Raw genomic sequence first — 19,596 nt, forward strand, 5'->3', positions numbered from 1 at the left:
TTGAAAAGACTGTTATCAATCATTGCTTCTGCTGTACTTATCTTCACATCAGCTCCTGCAATGACTTCTTTTGCCGAAGATAAGGCTAATGACTTGAAATTGCATTTTAAAATAGAAAACGGTGAAGCCTGTTTAACAGGCGAATGGAGCGACAACGTAACTGAGCTTGTAATTCCCGAAACCTACGAAGGTAAGCCTGTTACTTCTATCGACGAGAAGGCATTCACAGGCAATGAAAATATCGTTTCCTGTGTTATTCCCGATGCCGTAAAATCAATAGGCGATCTGGCATTTGCCGCCTGTCCTAATCTGAAAAGCGTAAGTATAGGAAGCGGTTTTTCTTCTTTAGGAAATCTGGCTTTTGCCAACTGTAACAAGCTGACCTCTATCACTGTTAGCAAGGATAATCCTGATTTTTCTTCGATCAACTCCTGTCTTTACAACAAGAAAGGAGATACGCTCCGCCTTTATGCAGGCGGCAGCAAGGCTGTCGTATCCGACAATACCAAAACTATCGGCAAGTGGGCTTTCTTTGAAAGATCGGATATCACCTCGGTCACTATCCCGAGTTCTGTCACTGCTATTGAAGATTCTGTATTTTCGGGCTGCCTTTCTCTGAAAGAGATCTCTATCCCCGACTCTGTGACCAAACTCGGAAAGTACTGCTTTATGAGCTGCCGTGCCCTGCAAAGCGTAAGCCTCGGCAAATCAGTGACAGAGATACCCGAAGAATGTTTTTATTGCTGTACTGCTCTGAAGGATATATCGCTTTCCGACAATATCAGATCTATAGGCGACAGAGCCTTTTACTGCTGTGAGGATATCAGCGGTATCTATATACCAGCCACCGTTAAAACTATCGGTGAAGATGCTATCGGAAAGAAGTCCATTTCTCTGGACTCTGACGCTATAAATATCCCGAACTTCCAGATAAAAGGCGAAAAAGGCTCGGCTGCGGAAAAATACGCCTTTGATCAGAATATATCCTTCCTTACCGACGACTCACATGGAGATGTGAACGGCGACGGCAAGGTGGACTCTGTAGACGCTTCCGCTGTGCTGGCTGAATATGCTCTTCTCTCAGCAGGCAAAAAGGGAAAGCTTACCGAGAAACAGTCAAAGGCTGCGGACTGGAACAGCGACGGAAATATCGATTCCGTGGACGCTTCCGCCATACTTGCCGAGTACGCAAGAGTGCAGACACTTTAACACTTGGTTACTTTAATATATCAAATTGCTTTTTTCGCCAAAACCCGACCATATTTGACCATAAATTTTTCACGTTCATAAACCGTCCAAACTATTGACAGAAGCCGCGAAAAATAGTATCATTAAAGTTAATATCAATGCAAGGAGGAATTTTATTATGCTGACCGACATGAACAGCAAATTTCAGAAGGAAGGTCTTACCTTCGATGATGTGCTGCTGATACCCGCTGAATCAAATGTTACTCCCAACATGATCCAGATCGGTACACAGCTCACAAAAACCGTCCGTCTTAATACTCCTATAATGACCGCAGCTATGGACACAGTTACAGATTCTCGCATGGCTATCGCTATCGCTCGTGAGGGCGGCATCGGTATCATACACAAGAATATGTCCATTGAACAGCAGGCTGAAGAAGTGGACAAGGTAAAGAGAAGCGAAAACGGCGTTATCGTTAACCCTTTCTCACTTACCGAGGATCACATCGTTGCAGATGCTGACGAGCTTATGGGTAAATTCAAGATCTCAGGCGTTCCGATCGTTGACGGCAAAGGCAAGCTCGTTGGTATCATCACTAACAGAGATATGCGCTTCCTTACAGACTTCAAAGCCAAGATCTCAGAGGTAATGACTAAGGACAACCTTATTACAGCTCCTGTAGGTACTACTCTGGAGCAGGCTCAGGAGATCCTCCGCGCACATAAGATCGAAAAGCTCCCACTCGTTGATGAGGCAGGTATCCTCAAGGGACTTATCACTATAAAGGATATCGAAAAGTCAGTTCAGTATCCTAATTCAGCCCGTGACAGCAAGGGCAGACTCCTCTGCGGTGCTGCTATCGGCGTTACAGCTAACGTTCTTGAAAGAGCTAAGGCTCTTATCGACGCTCAGGCTGACGTTCTCGTTCTTGACTCTGCTCACGGCCACAGCGCAAACATCATCAAGTGCCTTAAAATGGTCAAGGAAGCATTCCCAGAGATACCTGTTATCGCAGGAAATATCGCTACTGCCGAGGCTGCTGAGGCTCTTATCGCAGCAGGTGCAGACTGCCTCAAGGTTGGTATCGGACCGGGTTCTATCTGTACTACCCGTGTAGTTGCAGGTATCGGTGTTCCGCAGATCACTGCTGTTTATGATGTTGCCTGTGTAGCTCAGAAGTACGGTATCCCTGTTATTGCTGACGGCGGTATCAAGTACTCGGGCGATATAGTTAAGGCTCTGGCAGCAGGAGCTAACGTTGTAATGCTCGGCTCACTCCTTGCAGGCTGTGCAGAAGCTCCAGGTGAAACAGAGATATATCAGGGACGTCAGTTCAAGGTATACAGAGGTATGGGAAGCCTCGGTGCTATGGCTAACGGCTCTAAGGACAGATATTTCCAGGAGGGCGCAAAGAAGCTCGTTCCTGAGGGCGTTGAAGGTCGTGTACCTTTCAAGGGCCCTGTTGCTGATACTATCTTCCAGCTTGTCGGCGGTATCCGTTCGGGTATGGGATACTGCGGCTGTGTGGATATCCCTACACTCCACGAAAAGGCTAAGTTCATTCGTATCACTGGCGCAGGTCTTAAAGAGAGCCACCCACATGATATTTATATCACTAAGGAAGCTCCTAACTATTCAACTCAAATATGAATTAAAGGCGGACTTTATGTCCGCCTTTTTATCTATTCTTTCTTATTTTGATTATAGCCATTTTATTAAAATGACTTGACAAACAGCAATAACAGTTGTATAATATAATCTATAAGGTAATTATATTTACCTTTTAATACTACGTAAAGGATGTAACAGAAATGAAAAAAACCATGACGAAAAAGTTTATTCCCACACTTCTTGCTACTATTATGTCAGTAAGTGCATTAACAGGAACTGTTATGAGTTCTAATGCTATAGGTAAAGGTTATGTTTTTGATACTCATTATCTTTCTAATGATGAAATCGCAATTCCATCAAGTCTTTCAGGTACTCTAAAAAAGAACGGAAGTTGGAAATATATCTATGTTAAGGAGTTAACTGGGTATAATCAGTATCATATGACGGTATTAGCACTTCCATCTAATCAAACTGTAAGACTTTCATTAAATAATAATAATAAGTTTGTTTTAGAGACATGGTACAATACAAGCCCCGTATATTCTTACGACCTCTACAAAAAAGGCGATAAATGGTATACTAAAAACGTATCTTACAATAACAAATCATATAGCATAGAATTTGATGCTGAAAAGCAATATTCAATAGGTCCTAAAAATGAAATTAACCTAATAGGTGATGTAAGTGGTGACAAAAATGTTGACATCGAAGATGTCTCTATGATTTTAAACCATATTAATGGAGTAAAAGCACTTGATAGTAAGCAATTGTTTATTGCAAACGTAAAAAGTTATGACGAATATTCTTTTAGAAATCCCGATGTAGATATCGAAGACGTAACAGCAATTATTAATCACATCTGTGGTGGCAAACGAATTGTTTAATTGCACTTCAAAACTAAATATATTAAAAAGGACGGCATATGCCGTCCTTTGATTTTGTTATGAAATTACATAAGGTTCGCCGTCTATTGTATAGACTGCAACATCGACATATTTATTGCCTCTGTGAAGCATCAATGAATAAGAACCATGTCCGCCTGGTTCGGTATACGTGCAGTTTACTTTGAGAAGCTTCTTGGCTGTGACCTTTGCATCGGGAGCTACCTGCGAAAGAACGTAGTCATACTCCTCGTAAGCAGACTTATCATTCTTCTCCTCGACGATATCCTCGATAAGTACATAGGTAAACTCAAAATCCTTCTCTGTGTATCCCTTGTAAATATCATACAGGCTGTTGAGAAGATCCTGTGTTGATGCCTGCTCAAGGCTTTCGAGCCTGTATTTCAGAACAGCAGGATATACTGCATTTTCATGCATCGCCGCGTCTTTAGTCGATAACGAGTAGAAATAATCAACTACCTTTGCAGCTTCTTCTGCTGTCACATATCTCGGATCATAGGAAACGCCAATAGGTACATCTGAAGTCTCAGGTGTATCGTCATGCTGTGTTGCTCCGTATCCAAGCTCGTCAAGACTTACGTCACCCTGCACATCTATGCCGACCATATTATGGTCGTCTTTTTCTTTCTTCTCTTCCTTGCTGCCGCATGATACTGCGCAGACCGAGATAGCCGCAGTTGCTATAAAAGCTGCTGCCCTTGTGATAATCCTATTCACTGTAAGATCGCCTCTTAACCAAATGTATAGTATCTGCCGTCCTTTTCGGCAAAAACGATTTTATATCCGTTAACGATAACATTCTCGTTTCCGTTTGAATCCTCGCCCATGAGGTAGAAAGTTGCATCTATAAGGTAATCGCTCTCGCCCTTTACCTGCTCATAGTATGACTTGCCGAAATGCTCGTCCATACCCTTGAAATACTCGGCAAGACCGTCAACGCCCTCCTGCTCCTCGGGCTTTTCGACTCTGATACGTGTTATCTTATAATCACCCTGCATTACATTTGCAAGACTTGCACACTGCTTTGCAAAAGATGTCTTGAAATCATAGCTGTAATCCTTCTGGAGATATATTCCCATTTCATCAATAAAGCTCGGGAAAACACAGCTTGTATACTTAGTATAATCAGCTGACGGGAATGAAAGGAAGTACTGCTCAAGTGTGAGCATAAGGTCCTTTGAAAAATCCTTTTCGTCAAAATAAAGCTTCACGCCGTTGCTGCTTACACGATAATTTCCTAAATTAGCCTCAGCCGAGTCCTCAGCAGGTGTGACCTCGTCTCCGAGTGTACCAAGCTTGGGAGCTTCTGTTCCTACCTCGCACTTCTGTACAGCTTCCAAAACCTTATTGTAATAAGCTTCTGCATCAAATTTTTCGCCCGAAAGCTCGCTGCCGCCTACTGAAGGAGCAGTTGCTTCAGGTACTTTGATCTCGTCTTTCTTTCCGCAGCCTGCAAAACACTGGAGTGCTGCTGCAGCAGCAAGAACTGCTGCTGTGAGTTTCTTAGTTTTCATGGTTTTCCTCCCAGTATTAATAATTTAGTATATGGCGAATTTGCCCATTGCACCTGCCCATTCAGCAGCTGCCGAATCTTCGGGAGCATATATCACCAAATTCGGAAGTTCTTCCAATCCCCAGTTCTCATATTTAAGTTCGCGGCTCAGCACCGTCATTATATTTAGTGCGGTACATCCGGCAAAAGCACCGTCATGTATGCTCTGTACTCCCTCAGGGATAGTAATTTCTGCAATAGATGTACAGCCTGCAAAAGCTCCTCTGTCTATTGTAGTGAGCCCTGTGGGCAGATCGATCTCTTTAAGCGAAGTGCAGTCGATAAAAGCACCCTCTCCGATAGTCTGAACGCTTTCAGGAAGAGCTACCGAAGCAACATCCTCATTTGCTTCAAACGCAAAGAAGCCTATCTCCCTGACAGGAGTTCCCTCTATCTCGGCAGGTATCTCTACTGCCTGTTCCTTGCCCTTATACTTCGTTATAATGACTCCGCCCTCGTATATCTCATAATCAAAGATATCCGATGAAACGATATTGCGGTCACGTACTGTAGCAAGCTCCTCATCTGAGCCTGCTTCTGTTGTTTCTTCGTCAGAGGTCACGGAAGTCTTTTCTTTCTCTGAGGGCTTATCAGTGCCGCCCTTGACTTTATTTCCGCAGCCTGCCGAAGTTATAAATACAGCCGCAGTCAGCGATGCCAAAACAAACTTTTTCATATTATAACTCCACAATCTGCAAATTATATGGTTTATATGTGTTGATTTTGTGAAAAAATCAAGCCTTTTTACTTCTGTCCTTAGCTCTCTGTGTATTGCTGAGAACTCTCTTTCTTATTCTGAGCGACTCAGGTGTTACTTCAAGGAGCTCGTCATCAGCAAGGAATTCGAGACAATCCTCAAGGCTGAGAACTCTCGGCGGAACGAGTCTGAGTGCGTCATCGCTTCCGCTTGCACGGGTATTTGTAAGGTGCTTCTTCTTGCAGACATTTACAACGAGATCCTCTGTCTTTGGTGAAGCACCGACGATCATGCCCTCATATACAGGAGTACCTGATGTGATGAAGAGCTGTCCGCGCTCCTGAGCGTTGTAAAGACCGTATGTTACAGCCTCGCCTGTCTCGAAGGATACGAGAGAGCCTGTGTTTCTGCGCTCGATATCGCCCTTGTATGGCTGATAGCCGTCAAATACGTGGCTCATGATGCCCTCGCCCTTTGTATCTGTGAGGAATTCGCTCTTATAGCCGAAAAGTCCTCTTGCAGGGATAAGGAACTCGATACGCATACGGCTTCCCTGTGGGTGCATATCCACCATATCGCCCTTACGTGCGCCTATCTTCTCCATTACAGAGCCTACGCAGTCCTCGGGAACGTCGATAACGAGGCGCTCGATCGGTTCGAGCTTTCTGCCGTTCTCGTCCTGCTTGAAGAGTACTCTTGGAGTTGATACGCCCAGCTCATAGCCCTCACGGCGCATATTCTCGATAAGGATAGAAAGGTGCATCTCACCTCTGCCTGCTACGCGGAATGCGTCTGTAGACTCTGTTTCCTCAACACGGAGAGAAACGTCCTTGAGAAGCTCCTTGAAAAGTCTCTCACGGAGCTGACGTGAAGTAACGAACTTACCCTCGCGTCCTGCGAACGGGCTGTCGTTTACGGAGAATGTCATTTCAACTGTAGGCTCGCTGATCTTTACGAACGGGAGCGGATCGGGAGCGTCTGTTGCACATATAGTATCGCCGATAGTGATGTTCTCGATACCCGATATCCACACGATATCGCCCATCTGTGCTTCCTGAACGGGTACACGGTTGAGTCCCTGTATCTGGAGAAGCGAAACTATCTTAGCGTTGTAGTTCTTCTTTGAGCCTGTGTAATCACAGACTGTTACCTGCTGGTTTACGGATATCTTACCTCTTACGATACGTCCGATACCGATACGTCCTACGTATTCGTTATAGTCGATAGAGGAAATGAGCATCTGGAGAGGATCGTTCTCCTCGCCCTTCGGAGGCTCGATGTAGTTGATGATAGTATCAAAGAGAGGCTTTAAGTCTGTACCTGCCTCGTACTGGCTCAGTGAAGCTGTACCGCTTCTGCCCGAGCAGAAAAGGAGCGGGCTTTCGAGCTGTTCTTCGTTTGCATCAAGATCAAGAAGAAGCTCGAGAACTTCGTCGCCTATCTCGTCAAGACGAGCGTCGGGACGGTCTATCTTGTTTACGACTACGATTATCTTGTGTCCCATTTCAAGAGCCTTTGAAAGTACGAAACGAGTCTGAGGCATAGGACCTTCTGCTGCGTCAACAAGCAGGAGTACGCCGTCAACCATTTCAAGTACACGCTCTACCTCGCCGCCGAAGTCAGCATGGCCCGGGGTATCGATAATGTTGATCTTTGTACCGTTGTACATTACTGAGGTATTCTTGGCAAGGATAGTGATACCTCTTTCCCTCTCGATGTCGTTTGAGTCCATTACACGCTCGGCAACTTCCTGATTTTCGCGGAACACGCCGCCCTGCTTGAGCATTTCGTCAACGAGGGTAGTCTTACCGTGGTCAACGTGAGCGATAATGGCGATGTTTCTTAAATCTTCTCTTATCATATTTTCTTTCCTCCAAGTTAAATTTAACTTTGAACTTTCTTTATATGCAAACGGCTTTCACCGATTTTTACATGAGATATTCCAGACGCGAACGGAGCTGGTCTATATTCGTGAATGTCTGCGGGATATAGAGAGTTTTCTTACGTGTTGGAACAAATGTGGAGCTCTTGTTCACAGCGGTGAGCTGAGCCTTTACTGTAAGGAACTCCTTGCCCTCACTTATGGAAAATACCTTGTCTATAATGCTTCCGCTGTATTCAGCCACACGTCTGTTGCAGACGAATTCTTCCACATAGGAAGTTGTGGGGAGCTTCTTCATATTTTTCATAATGCGGTTAAAACCTGCAAGGCTTCCGCCCACAAGTATGCTGTACTGCTCGCCGAAAAGCGTATCATTGGTGCAGGCTTTTGCAATGTCTATCTGAAAGACTTCATCTTCATTGATGACATAAGCCATGAAATAGCCTGTGTTCTTTGCTTTCCTTATGACGCGCAGGACCAGCAAAAGTACGATAAGTGCAGGTATCAGGAACAAAATGAAGCCTGCCTTTATACCGCTATCGGAAAGAGCGACAAAACCGTATATCACCAGTCCAACAAATAATATGAGTACCGAAAGTATTATAGTAACGCCTGTTCCTGCGGACATCTTCTGCTGATATGTGGCATGAAGTCTGTCTGCGTCATCTATCCTGCATACTGTCATAAATCTTCTCCTCACATAAGTGCTTCGAGTCTTTTATAGAGCTCATCGACATTTTCAAAATCAAGGGGCACACAAAACCTCATGGTCTTACTGCACAAAAACAGATCCTGTCTGCCATTATAATCTATTTTTATCTTTGCTTTCAGGTGCTTCTTTGTCTTTTTTAGTTTAAGTACCTTTTCTATATATGTAGCACATTTTTCGGCTACGCCTTCATCGCATACCACAAGGTCTACATCATCAGCATTTTCAAACGCTTCAAGATTTTCCATTACGTAGCGTCTCTGCTCCGTTTCGTCATGTATAAGATAGATCAATCCCAATATGGAGTTTGACGAATTGTGTATACGACGGAACTCATCAGTCCTTGAAAAAACTCTCCGTGCATACATACCCCTACAATGGATACGATATACACCCTGTTTTCGTCCATAACATATTTATTGAACTCATTTTTAACGCCGAGACGTTTTTTAAGGCAAGCACTGTAAAAGCAAGCAAACCGATACCAAGTACCACAAACGATAATACAAAGCCTGATCCAGTTGTTATTGCCGGATAAACACAGATAGCAAAAGCTATTCCCACAACCAAAGGCACTAAACCATAAAGGATCCCGGGGTGGATCTCTTTCCTTTTGTAAAGTCCTGAAAGATCATCTGCACCTACCGTTTTACAAACTGTCATATTACTTCTCCCTGAACTTACTGCCAAGCTTGCTGCGAAGCAAAGCTCTCAGCTCTTCTGCTGTGCCCTCAACTATATCGCTCCGGTCGAACACAAGATAGCCCGTACCTTCGATCAGTATGATAAAAAATCCGTCTTTTTCCGCTGCATTCGCCAGTCGGACATATTTATATGTACTGTTGGTATTTGAGAAAGATGTACTGGAATTGAAAACGATATCTTCTTCCTCAAAAGAGACCTTCAGCTTGTAATCGGGATTTTTTTCAGCGAAAGTCTTAAAGCTGACAGCAGGATTTGACTTCCTTGTCCTGTGTACATATATGGCAAACACCAGAAATATAGTTGTAAGGCATATTATCATCACAGGATCGACCTTATGGTCTTTAAGTGCCACCAGTATTGTGAGCAAAGCCACAAAAACGAATACAGCTCCGCATAACACTGTGAACTTCTTCATTCTGTTATACATAGGTGAATTGTTTACAAGTGCGGAATAATGCCTGATATCAAAATCTTTTACTTCGACCTTCATAGCTTCTTCTCCTACATTACTTATAAAATTCTTAACATAGAAAATGCGTTTCCGTGCAATATCTCTTTTTTTTCGGGCATAAAAAAGCCCTTGCAGAGGATTTGCAAGGTCAGTGTGGTGGATAGTCTGAAACAAAAACAGCCCCGAATTTTTCGGGGCGTTTCTGGTGGGAGAGGATGGATTCGGACCATCGAAGCTGAAAAGCAACAGATTTACAGTCTGCCCCCTTTGGCCACTCGGGAACTCTCCCATTGTATAGATTGTTTTTGCGACAAGGCAAAATAATGGAGCTGGTGGACGGACTCGAACCCCCGACCTGCTGATTACAAATCAGCTGCTCTACCAACTGAGCTACACCAGCGTTTAACGCTTAATTATTATATCACATTTTTTTTGAGTTGTCAAGTACTTTTTTGAATTTTTTCAAAAAAAGTTCTGGTCGAGGCGACAGGACTCGAACCTGCGGCATCTTGCTCCCAAAGCAAGCACTCTACCAAACTGAGTTACGCCTCGAAACTCATAAGCTGTATTCTTGGTGGACAGCTTTTATATTATATCAAAGCAACGGCAAGTTGTCAATACCCAATTTCAGTTTTTGTATATCTGCACAATATTCAACATTTTTCCGTGTGTTAATTGTTCAAGCGACAAAAAAGGGAGCTTTAAGCTCCCTCAGAAGTCATTAGTCCTTGATATCGTCTACGCTATCTTCAGCAGCGTCCTTAATATCCTCTGCAACGTCCTCTGCCTTGTCCTTTATTTCCTCAGCAGCGTCATCGTTGATCTCGAAGTCGATGCTCTCATCTGTATCGAAGTTATCGAAATCATCGTAATCGTCATCATCATAATCAGAACCCGAGCTCTTATCCTTGAGAGCCTGTGCTGCGACATATCCTACAGCAGCTGCTGCGCTGGCAACTAAAATAGCACCTAAAAACTTATTCATTTTATTTTCCTCTTTTCTCCGCAAGAAATAGTACTTACCGAACCGCTTGCGATCGGATTACGATAATCTATAATTATTATAACATACTTTTTTTGTAATTTCAACTCTTTACATATTATTTGTTAAAAACATCAAAATTGAAAGGGCTGTTATTGGTGCTGTTTCACAACGCAGTATCCTCTTGCCCAGCCAGACCTGCGATGCACCGATGTTTACTGCCGATTCTGCTTCTTCCTTGTCAAAACCGCCCTCGCTTCCGATAAAGAGTCCCACAGTTTTTGCTCCGTCAAGCTTTACCTCACCGAAGGAAACTCCGCCTTCTTCCTCATAAAGCAGGATATTTTTGTCAAGCTGCTTCATCATTTCAAGAGCTTCTTTAAGGCTGACCATAGGAGTTACCTCGGGAATGATGCCTCTTCCCGACTGTTTTGCAGCTCCCTCGGCTATTTTATTCAGACGGGGCAGTTTTTTCTTTGTGAAGTCCTTTTCATCGGGACGTGACACGCAGCGTCTTGTAAGCACGGGGACTATCCTCGAAACGCCAAGCTCCACGCTTTTCTGGATTATATACTCCAGCTTGTCCAGCTTTGGCACTGCCTGAAACAGCGTCACCTCGATATCAGGCTCTGCCGCGCATATCTGCTTGTCAACAAGGTTGAGATAGACCTCGTCAGGGGTGATGCTTCTTATAGTGCAGTGGTGGTCTATGCCGTTGCAGCAGACCGTCACCTCTTCGCCCACTCTCATTCGCAGCGAACGTCCGATATGGTTAGCATCGCTGCCTGTCAGTACTATATTGTTTTCATCAAGTTCATTCGTAAAAAATCTTGGCATACCGCACCGCCTTTATATTTCAGTCTGTATTCTGATTTTACCACATATCCGAAGAATAGTCAACAAATCATAATTTAGCTCCGCTAAATTATGATTTGTAATGCGGAATTAGGAATTCAGAATTATGAATTATAGGTGTTCGCCGTTCGGCGAACAGGATCAAAATAATTTTTCAATCCATCGGCACAAGCCGATACTTTTAATTCCGCATTCCGAATTATGAATTCCGAATTGAATGTAACAGCAAAGCTGCCTCTACTCACTATTTACTACTAACTACTTACTAAAACAAAAGCCCCCGTCTGCTGACAGGGGATCAATTATTCCTTATATTCAGATTTGATGCCGAGATACTCCTCAAGGCACTGACCGCTGTTATATAGCTTTGTTGCCAGCTTTGAACCTACATATCTTATATGCCACGGTTCGTACTGATAGCCTGTATAAGCTTCCTTGCCCTGTGGATAGCGGATTATAAATCCATACTCGTGAGCATGTTCTGCGAGCCATGCAGATTCGGCAGTAGCTCCGAACGCATCGTCGATAGTATTTACGTCGATAACAAGTCCTGTCTGATGCTCGGAGTAGCCGGGACGAGCCGAATAGGTATCGGCTGCTTCCTTGCCGTCCTGCTGAACATAGTTGTCGTATATCTTCTCCTGATCGCTGTATGAACGAAATCCCGAGCCTACATATATTTTCAGTCCCTCTTTAGCGGCATCGCTTGAAAGCTTCTGGAACTGCTCGTATACAAGCGGTTCAAGGTTAGGTTCAAATGTAGGCGGAAGGCTGTAGCTCTTATTCGCTATCAAAACTCCCTGTACATAAGTAAGCCCCTCTGTATCATAAACAGGGGGCTCAGGAGCCTCAGTCTTATTGGACTGAGGCGAAGCTGTATCGTTGTTTGTGGTTCCATCGCCGCGGACAGTTACCTTTATCATTACTTCCTGCTCAGGATCCTGTGCAGATCTGAGAGTAACGTAGCAGGTTCCCGGTGAAACGCCCTTGATGTGACCGTAGCCGTCTACTGTTGCAACAGTAGAGTCGCCTGTTGACCAGCGTTCATCAGCTTCAGTTGCACCGTCAGGGTACTGCTGTACCATAGGAGTATCTGTCTCGCCGACTTCAATATATACTGAATACTTATCAAGCTTGAAATCGCTCTTATTTACGGGATCTGCCGCAGTTGTAGTGACTGCTGTGGTGGTTATGGCAGGATCTGTATTTGTAACTACCATAGTAGTTGTTGTAGTTGTTGCCTTGCCTACCTTGCCTTTTTCCTCATTCTTCGGCTTGCCCGAACACGAATGAGCTATAAGAAGTATGAGCAGCAGCACAAGCAATGCAATGATGAAAAGTGCTGTCAGCTGTCTTCTTCTCAGAGTCTTACGGGATACTCTTTTACGGGGACGATGTGAATCGTATCTATCGTATCTGTTATTGTCCATATTATAAATCCCTTCCTGTGTATATTAGCACGGACTATCTTCATGTCCGCATAAAATTCTTATTAACATTATAACATAACACTTATGAAATGTCACGCAATTTTACTTCAATTCCGCAATTTTTTAACAACTTCACATATAACGCCGCTCATTTTTGGCATTTTTAAACAAAGGAGTCCGCAATATCCGCCCCATTAGCTGCAAATACGCAATTATTATAGCCTTTAGCCATTAGCCGAAAGAGTTCGCTTACGCTCACATTATTTAAATTATTCGCCGAAGGCGATACATTTGCTAACAGCTAAGGGCTAACGGCTATATTTTTGTGCCGCCTTGACAGTTTGGCTGTGAACGAGTATAATATAGAATGGTTCATACCGCATAAAACTAAGATAGCGGTCATGAAAGGAGTAATCACATGAAAAATTCAAAACGGCTGATCGCGGCTATACTTGCCGTTACAGCTGTAATGTCAGCTGCCGTTTCATGCAGCAAAAAGAAGGACGGCAATAAAAAGGAAAAAACTACAGAAGCTCAGACTACTACGGAAACAGCTGCTTCATCTGATGAGCCCGATGAGTCACTGGAGATATACTGGCTCTCAGACTATGACCTCAACCCGGGTGAAGCCGAGGAAAAGGCTGTGGCACTTTCACTGTTTGAGGACGTTTACGGCGGAAAGGTAACATACCTCCCCACAACTGCCGAGGACAAGTACAACGAGCTTGCTTCACAGATAAACGCAGGTGCGGCAGTAGATATGTTCCCATACGATGCAAGTGTATTCCCTGACGGCGTAATGAGAGATCAGTTCGACGCTCTTGACCCATACTATGAGGAACTGGGCATGAACGAAAGCGGTCTCTGGGACGAGATGTCGAGCGTTATAGATATGTTCGCATACAAGGGACAGCACTACGTTGTACCATATTCAATTTCCGACCCGTTCCTGCTGACCTACAGCAGAAAGCTCATGCAGTCGGAGGGTATCGAGGATCCCCGCAAGCTCTGGCAGGAAGGCAAATGGGACTGGAACGCAATGAAGTCCATGATGGAAAAATTCAAAGCCAATAATCCCGATGCTTACAGATGCGGTATAAACGGCTGGTACGGACAGGCTGCCTTTGCGTCTACAGGTCACAGAGTAGTGGAGTTTGACGGCAACGGACTGAAAAACAATATGTACGACCCCGATATAGCAAGCGCAGTAAGTCTGACCAATGATATACTGCTCAACGGCTGGTACAGCACATACTGGCGCGATACATTCCCTACTGATCTCAATACACTGTTCTACGCTTCAACAGACTGGACTCTGCCGTTATCCAATGCGGCAAATCCCGAGGCTGACCTTATGATAGTGCCTTTCCCGAAAGAGCCGAACGCAGACAAAAACTACATCTCCTGCAATTTCGACGCACGTATGCTGGTAAAAAACTCTGATAAGGGCAAAGCAGTTGCAACTTATATAAAGTGCGAACGCCTTGCAGCTTCAGATGAAAAGATGAAAAAAGCCGCTAAGGAAAAGGCTACCACCGTTGTAAAGCATCAGTCTGGTGCTTACAAGAGCTTCATCACCGAGGAGCAGTATGACGCGCTTATGGAATATACCGACCTCTCAAAAATGACCCCTGTTTTCGACTACGGATACGGCATGGGCGAGACTATGACAGGCTACGGAATATATACCAACGAAACAAGAGGCGTTATGTACCGCCTTACCGATACCGAAGTCGGAAAGGACTGGGAAGCTCTCAAAAATACATTCTCCCCCGTCATCGACGAGCAGATAGCACAATACAACAAGTAATAGCAATATAACGATATTTGAGTCCCTGATTTTCTCAGGGACTTCTTTTATAATAGTATATACATGATATCTTATTTTTATGATAGTAAAATCCCACAATAAGCAAACAGCTTTTTTATCGAATTCTCCAAAGTTGCCGCTATTTATGCAAATTTACACAAATTGTTCACAAAACCAATAACAAAAATGTTATAATAGTAGTGAGGAAGTATGTCTTATTTAAAAGACGTATTTATGAGAGGAGTTTTTAACAATGAAGAATTTAAAGAAGTTATCCAAAAGGCTGACTGCTGCGGCAGCATCGGCTGTCATGGCTCTGACCTCCCTTGGAGTGTCCGTGCCTTCCGTAGCAAGTGCCGAGGATAAAGACTACTACAAAGCTCTGGCAATGTCGCTGTATATGTATGATGCGAATGCCTGCGGAAAGGGAATTTCCGACGGTCCGCTCACATGGAGAGGCGACTGCCACACCTACGACAGCAGCTGCGCTGTAGGAACTCTCGACGGCTCTGCAAAATCCGTCGTTGACCCTGACGGCGACGGAAAAGTTGACCTTTCGGGCGGCTTCCACGACGCAGGTGACCACATCAAGTTCAACCTCACTATCGGTTTCGGTATATCGAGCCTTGCACTCTCGGATTACCTTAACCCGGGAGTATACGAAAAGGCTGGCTGCAAAGACCACCTTATATACGAGCTGAAATGGGGCTCTGATTATCTTATGAAAACAACATTCCTCGACAGCTCGGGAAATGTTGCTGCTATCGCACACGTTGTCGCAGGCGGCAACGACCACGATTTCTGGGGACCGCCTGAGACTCAGACATATGAAAGACCTGCTTACTGGCTGACAGCAGGCAATAACAATTCCGCTGTATGCGGAGAAATGGCTGCTGCTCTGGCAGGTACTGCTTACGTTGTGAAGGAGTCCGACCCCGATTATGCTGCAAAATGCTTGAAATACGCAAAGGCTATATATGAGTTCGGCAAGAAAAACGTTGGAAACAACACCAGCGGTCTATCCCCATTCTACGACACCGAAGCTCAGTATCAGGACGAAGAAGCATGGGCCAACGCATGGCTCTGGATAAACGATGCAGCAGACAAGCCTACCCGTGTCCCCAAGGACGCAAACTACGGCGACAATCAATACGACGGCTGGATATACTGCTGGAACAAGGTATGGCAGGGATATTCGGCTCTTATGTATAAAGCTACAGGTGAACAGGCTTTCGCTGACGAGCTTCAGGTAGAGCTCAAAAAGCAGGGCGACCTTACAGTAGGCACTTACAACGCTGACGGCTGGGGTGCTTCACGTTACAACTGCGCTAAGCAGATGGACGCTCTCATTCTTGCAAATGGCGATCCCGAGGTAAGTTACGCAAAGGCTGCAAAGTATCAGATGGACCACATCCTCGGTGACAATAGCTTAGGCTATAGTTTCCTCCTCGGATACGGCGACAAGTGGCCTGTACATATACACCACCGTGCAGCTAACCCCGGCACGGACAGCACAGGTGCTTCAGGAAATCCTTCCGCTAAGTACACAGCTTACGGTCTCCTCGTAGGCGGTGACGACAAGAGCGGCTATCAGGATCAGACAGACAAGTACCAGTACACAGAGGGTGCTCTCGATTACAACGGCTGTTTCGCTATCGCCTGCGCAGGTATCGCAAACCTCTACGGCGGCGATGCAGCTTCAATGCCTGCACTTGCAAAGAGCGTGAGCGAAATAAATGCTGACTTCAAGTTTGGTAACAGCTCCGCAGTAAATACTGAGCTTGTTGTTACTCCCGATAAGAGCGAATATGCAGTCGGTGACGCTATCAAGATCCATGTCGAGAATGTCCTCGGACCAACGCTCACAGTAAGCGGTTCTTCAAGCCTCGCAATAGATGGTGTTGACACTGCTGCACACACAGCAGATATTGTGGGAACAGCTCCAAACAATACAGGCGATCTTAAATTGGTGATCTCGTCAAACGGAAGCACAGCGCAGTCCAAGACTATCACATTAAAGATCGTACCTGCCGCAACTACCACAGCAACTACCACCGCTGTTACTACAACAGTAACAACAGCGGACGTTACTCTTACGAATTTTGACAGCCAGAAGTTTGACAGCGTGGATACATATCCAACAAAGACCGTTTACAATACAGGTGACAGCTTCCAGCCCGAGGATATCAAGATAAACGTCATCACACGTTATTCTGCTGTACACGCATCAGGCAAGGTAACTTATATCGACAAAAAGGAAACTATCACTTATGGCGTCAGACCTGAGTCGGTAACTCTCGTAAACGCAAACGGACAGGAGTTCAAGGCTACCGAAATGAGCACTATCCCCGCAGGCAAATACACCGCAAAATATCGCGGCGGTGTCATAGGTACAAATCTTGAGCTTTACGATGTTGAATTTGATTACGAGATAACAATTGTCGGAAACAGCGTAACTACTACCACAGCTACAACATCTGTAGTCACAACTCCGACAACAGGCTTAAACGGCTCTGATTTTGAACTGAGCATAAACCGCGATAAGCTTTATATCGGCGAGACTGCTACACTTTCCTTCTCCAAGGGCGCAAACCTTATCCCCTTTGGCAACTTCGACTACGACAAAAATATCATCTCAATGGAGAAGAATGCGGATAATACATTCACTATCAAGGCTCTGAGATCAGGCGATACAAAGCTTACTTTCACAGCTCCTACAGGTCAGAGCAAGTACCTCTGGATAGCTGTACAGATATATGTTGACCCGGGCGATGCAAACTGTGACGGTCAGGTTGACCTTGCAGACGTTGTACTCATAATGCAGGCTCTGGCTAATCCGAATAAATACGGCGAAAACGGTTCAGACCCGACGCATATCACAGAAACAGGTATGGCAAATGCCGATGTTGACACTTCATCAGAAGGCATAACCGTCAACGATGCTATGGTATTACAGCTTTACTTGCTCCACAGCATTGAGAAGATACCTTGTTTCTACACAGGAAAATAAAATACCAATTTCGGGAGCAGGATATCGCTATCCTGCTCCTTTCTTTTGTCCACCTGCAAACACATATTTTCATCGTGATAATGACCAATCGGAGTGTGCATTTTTTGCGCACTATGCCGAATTTGACCATAATTAGCGCGTTTTAATCATATTGTAATAGTTTTGTTACTGATTTGTAACTACTTTTGCGAATAAACCCTGTATAATGTTCTATGAGACATATTATAGGCAAAACTTTAGAAAGAAGTGTGATAATATGCATAAACTAAATAGGTTTAAATCTGCATTGATCGGCGGAGCTGTAGCTCTCACTTCACTGGCTGCCCCATTCTCTTCGATGGTTGCTCCCTCTCTCACAGCAACAGCGGCAGACGGTGATAACTACGCTAAGCTTCTCCAGTACTCCCTCTATCTTTATGACGCAAATATGTGCGGCAACAACTCAGACTGCGGTCTCTCATGGAGAGGTAACTGCCATACAAACGATGTCGTTCCCGGCGGTTTCCACGATGCCGGCGACCACGTAATGTTCGGTCAGCCTCAGGGTTACGCAGCTTCTACACTCGGTTGGTCATACTACGAATTCAAGGACGCATACGAAGCTACAGGACAGGGTGCTCATCTTAAAGTTATAACAGACAAATTCGCTAAATTCTTCCGTGACGCTACAGAGCTCAACGGAAATACAGTATCAAGAGTTCTCATTGAAAAAGGTGAAGGTAACACAGACCACGCTTACTGGGGACCACCTGAGACACAGGGCGACAGAGGACGTATGCTCTGGACAACAGGCGGTGCAGCTAACGTTACTGCTGAATACGCAGCAGCTCTTGCAGCTAACTACGTAAACTTCGGCAACGCTGACGACCTCAAGTACGCTAAGGCTCTTTACGAGTTCTCAAAGAAGGATACAGGCTACTATTCAGCAGGTACTTTCTATGATGCACACTGGACAGGTTCATCTGACGAAATGGCTTGGGCAGCAGGCTGGCTGTACCTTGCTACAAAGGATCAGAGCTACCTCAACGACCTGAAGAACTGTCCTACAGCTTATTCAGTACACTCTTGGGAAAGCGTTCAGCTCGGTGCTGCTATCCTCAAGGGCGAGATCACAGGCGACTGGGGCAGCGCAGCAGAGCTCGGCAAGTTCCAGGGCAACAACTACTACTTCGCTAACGAGTGGGGCAGCGCAAGACACAACGCAACAGCTCAGCTCTGTTCTCTCGTAGCTGCTAAGTACAATAAGGCAGACTCCTCATGGGCTAAGGGACAGATGCAGTACCTCACAGGTGACAAGGCTTTCGCTAACGGACAGTCACACTGTCTCGTTGTAGGCTTCAAGTCTAATTCTTCAAAGAATCCTCATCACAGAGCTGCTTCTCCTGATGCAGACGCAGGCAAGCAGAATGACGGAATCCAGAACAAGTACCTCCTTATAGGTGCTCTCTGCGGCGGTCCTTTAGATGCTAACGGAACATATCAGGATATCCGTTCAGACTATCAGGGCAATGAGGTCGCTATCGACTATAACGCAGGTCTCGTTGGTGCAGCAGCAGGTCTTTACCACTTCTATAAGACAGGTTCTGTAGACACAACTATCACAGGTGTTTCAAAGATCTACCCGGCAGGCGGTTCAACAATTACACCTTCTGTAACAACTACAACTCAGAATAATCCTTCTGTAGTTACAACTACAACAAAGACAAACCCAAGCGGTCCTTCAACACCTTCAGGCGACGGTTATACTCTCAAGGCTAACAAGAAGGTTACTTACAGCAGCCTTGGCGAAGACGAGAGAATGATCGGCTTTG

Annotated in this window: 17 protein-coding genes and 3 tRNA genes; 6 read left to right on the forward strand and 14 right to left on the reverse strand. The window is 45.0% G+C overall.

What is annotated here, in order from left to right:
• From BLW60_RS13195 to BLW60_RS13205, 3 genes are all read left to right on the forward strand, one after another.
• Entirely contained in the window at positions 1-1,209 is a 1,209-nt protein-coding gene (locus BLW60_RS13195) for a leucine-rich repeat protein (protein WP_074718170.1), read from the forward strand.
• Positions 1,210-1,366: 157 nt separating this feature from the next.
• The gene (guaB, locus tag BLW60_RS13200) at positions 1,367-2,839 is read left to right on the forward strand and encodes an IMP dehydrogenase (RefSeq protein WP_074718172.1); all 1,473 of its coding nucleotides are present in this window, start codon (positions 1,367-1,369) and stop codon (positions 2,837-2,839) included.
• A gap of 161 nt (positions 2,840-3,000) precedes the next feature.
• Positions 3,001-3,684: a dockerin type I repeat-containing protein gene (locus BLW60_RS13205; RefSeq protein WP_074718174.1), complete on the forward strand. Its 684-nt coding sequence runs from the start codon at positions 3,001-3,003 to the stop codon at positions 3,682-3,684.
• Between the two features lie 57 nt (positions 3,685-3,741).
• Here the strand turns inward: BLW60_RS13205 and BLW60_RS13210 are convergent, their stop codons facing one another.
• The 14 genes from BLW60_RS13210 to BLW60_RS13275 all read right to left on the reverse strand — a co-directional run bounded on the left by BLW60_RS13210 (position 3,742) and on the right by BLW60_RS13275 (position 12,965).
• The gene (locus BLW60_RS13210) at positions 3,742-4,419 is read right to left on the reverse strand and encodes a hypothetical protein (RefSeq protein WP_074718176.1); all 678 of its coding nucleotides are present in this window, start codon (positions 4,417-4,419) and stop codon (positions 3,742-3,744) included.
• Between the two features lie 14 nt (positions 4,420-4,433).
• The gene (locus tag BLW60_RS13215) at positions 4,434-5,216 is read right to left on the reverse strand and encodes a hypothetical protein (RefSeq protein ID WP_074718178.1); all 783 of its coding nucleotides are present in this window, start codon (positions 5,214-5,216) and stop codon (positions 4,434-4,436) included.
• A gap of 24 nt (positions 5,217-5,240) precedes the next feature.
• A complete protein-coding gene (locus tag BLW60_RS13220; protein WP_074718180.1) occupies positions 5,241-5,930 on the reverse strand; it encodes a leucine-rich repeat domain-containing protein in 690 nt (229 codons plus the stop codon).
• A gap of 58 nt (positions 5,931-5,988) precedes the next feature.
• Entirely contained in the window at positions 5,989-7,812 is a 1,824-nt protein-coding gene (gene typA, locus BLW60_RS13225) for a translational GTPase TypA (protein ID WP_074718182.1), read from the reverse strand.
• A gap of 67 nt (positions 7,813-7,879) precedes the next feature.
• Positions 7,880-8,518, reverse strand: coding sequence for a hypothetical protein (locus BLW60_RS13230; protein WP_074718184.1), 639 nt, complete (start codon positions 8,516-8,518; stop codon positions 7,880-7,882).
• 11 nt (positions 8,519-8,529) lie between these two features.
• The gene (locus tag BLW60_RS13235; RefSeq protein WP_139283426.1) at positions 8,530-8,790 is read right to left on the reverse strand and encodes a hypothetical protein; all 261 of its coding nucleotides are present in this window, start codon (positions 8,788-8,790) and stop codon (positions 8,530-8,532) included.
• A gap of 124 nt (positions 8,791-8,914) precedes the next feature.
• Positions 8,915-9,205 (reverse strand): hypothetical protein, encoded by a 291-nt coding sequence (locus tag BLW60_RS13240; RefSeq protein ID WP_074718188.1) that lies wholly within the window; start codon positions 9,203-9,205, stop codon positions 8,915-8,917.
• Position 9,206: 1 nt separating this feature from the next.
• Positions 9,207-9,737: a hypothetical protein gene (locus BLW60_RS13245; RefSeq protein ID WP_074718190.1), complete on the reverse strand. Its 531-nt coding sequence runs from the start codon at positions 9,735-9,737 to the stop codon at positions 9,207-9,209.
• A gap of 164 nt (positions 9,738-9,901) precedes the next feature.
• Positions 9,902-9,987, reverse strand: a tRNA-Tyr gene (locus tag BLW60_RS13250).
• Positions 9,988-10,022: 35 nt separating this feature from the next.
• Positions 10,023-10,098: transfer RNA gene (locus BLW60_RS13255), tRNA-Thr, on the reverse strand.
• Positions 10,099-10,173: 75 nt separating this feature from the next.
• A tRNA-Pro gene (locus tag BLW60_RS13260) sits at positions 10,174-10,250 on the reverse strand.
• Positions 10,251-10,419: 169 nt separating this feature from the next.
• The gene (locus BLW60_RS13265) at positions 10,420-10,683 is read right to left on the reverse strand and encodes a hypothetical protein (protein ID WP_074718192.1); all 264 of its coding nucleotides are present in this window, start codon (positions 10,681-10,683) and stop codon (positions 10,420-10,422) included.
• A 108-nt stretch (positions 10,684-10,791) separates the two neighbouring features.
• Positions 10,792-11,517, reverse strand: a complete 726-nt coding sequence (locus BLW60_RS13270) for an RsmE family RNA methyltransferase (RefSeq protein ID WP_074718194.1) — start codon at positions 11,515-11,517, stop codon at positions 10,792-10,794.
• Between the two features lie 320 nt (positions 11,518-11,837).
• Positions 11,838-12,965, reverse strand: a complete 1,128-nt coding sequence (locus BLW60_RS13275) for a D-alanyl-D-alanine carboxypeptidase family protein (protein WP_074718196.1) — start codon at positions 12,963-12,965, stop codon at positions 11,838-11,840.
• Positions 12,966-13,383: 418 nt separating this feature from the next.
• Here BLW60_RS13275 and BLW60_RS13280 point away from each other — a divergent pair, with 418 nt between their 5' ends.
• The 3 genes from BLW60_RS13280 to BLW60_RS13290 form a co-directional block, all read left to right on the forward strand.
• Positions 13,384-14,775, forward strand: a complete 1,392-nt coding sequence (locus tag BLW60_RS13280) for an ABC transporter substrate-binding protein (RefSeq protein WP_074718198.1) — start codon at positions 13,384-13,386, stop codon at positions 14,773-14,775.
• 253 nt (positions 14,776-15,028) lie between these two features.
• Positions 15,029-17,785 carry a glycoside hydrolase family 9 protein gene (locus tag BLW60_RS13285; protein WP_074718200.1) on the forward strand — a complete coding sequence of 919 codons (2,757 nt, stop codon included), beginning with the start codon at positions 15,029-15,031 and terminating at the stop codon, positions 17,783-17,785.
• Positions 17,786-18,041: 256 nt separating this feature from the next.
• A partial coding sequence (locus BLW60_RS13290) for a glycoside hydrolase family 9 protein (protein ID WP_175460941.1) occupies positions 18,042-19,596 on the forward strand: 1,555 nt, incomplete at its 3' end.

Origin of the sequence: Ruminococcus flavefaciens (assembly GCF_900108555.1) — a bacterium.
In the GTDB taxonomy this organism is placed as follows: domain Bacteria; phylum Bacillota; class Clostridia; order Oscillospirales; family Ruminococcaceae; genus Ruminococcus; species Ruminococcus flavefaciens_P.

Coding starts and splice junctions, on each gene's coding strand:
- BLW60_RS13235 (WP_139283426.1), bottom strand. CDS start 8,790: ATGGAAAATCTTGAAGCGTTTGAAAATGCTGATGATGTAGACCTTGTG.
- typA (WP_074718182.1), bottom strand. CDS start 7,812: ATGATAAGAGAAGATTTAAGAAACATCGCCATTATCGCTCACGTTGAC.
- BLW60_RS13265 (WP_074718192.1), bottom strand. CDS start 10,683: ATGAATAAGTTTTTAGGTGCTATTTTAGTTGCCAGCGCAGCAGCTGCT.
- BLW60_RS13215 (WP_074718178.1), bottom strand. CDS start 5,216: ATGAAAACTAAGAAACTCACAGCAGCAGTTCTTGCTGCTGCAGCAGCA.
- BLW60_RS13245 (WP_074718190.1), bottom strand. CDS start 9,737: ATGAAGGTCGAAGTAAAAGATTTTGATATCAGGCATTATTCCGCACTT.
- BLW60_RS13205 (WP_074718174.1), top strand. CDS start 3,001: ATGAAAAAAACCATGACGAAAAAGTTTATTCCCACACTTCTTGCTACT.
- BLW60_RS13220 (WP_074718180.1), bottom strand. CDS start 5,930: ATGAAAAAGTTTGTTTTGGCATCGCTGACTGCGGCTGTATTTATAACT.
- BLW60_RS13230 (WP_074718184.1), bottom strand. CDS start 8,518: ATGACAGTATGCAGGATAGATGACGCAGACAGACTTCATGCCACATAT.
- BLW60_RS13285 (WP_074718200.1), top strand. CDS start 15,029: ATGAAGAATTTAAAGAAGTTATCCAAAAGGCTGACTGCTGCGGCAGCA.
- BLW60_RS13280 (WP_074718198.1), top strand. CDS start 13,384: ATGAAAAATTCAAAACGGCTGATCGCGGCTATACTTGCCGTTACAGCT.
- BLW60_RS13275 (WP_074718196.1), bottom strand. CDS start 12,965: ATGGACAATAACAGATACGATAGATACGATTCACATCGTCCCCGTAAA.
- BLW60_RS13270 (WP_074718194.1), bottom strand. CDS start 11,517: ATGCCAAGATTTTTTACGAATGAACTTGATGAAAACAATATAGTACTG.
- guaB (WP_074718172.1), top strand. CDS start 1,367: ATGCTGACCGACATGAACAGCAAATTTCAGAAGGAAGGTCTTACCTTC.
- BLW60_RS13240 (WP_074718188.1), bottom strand. CDS start 9,205: ATGACAGTTTGTAAAACGGTAGGTGCAGATGATCTTTCAGGACTTTAC.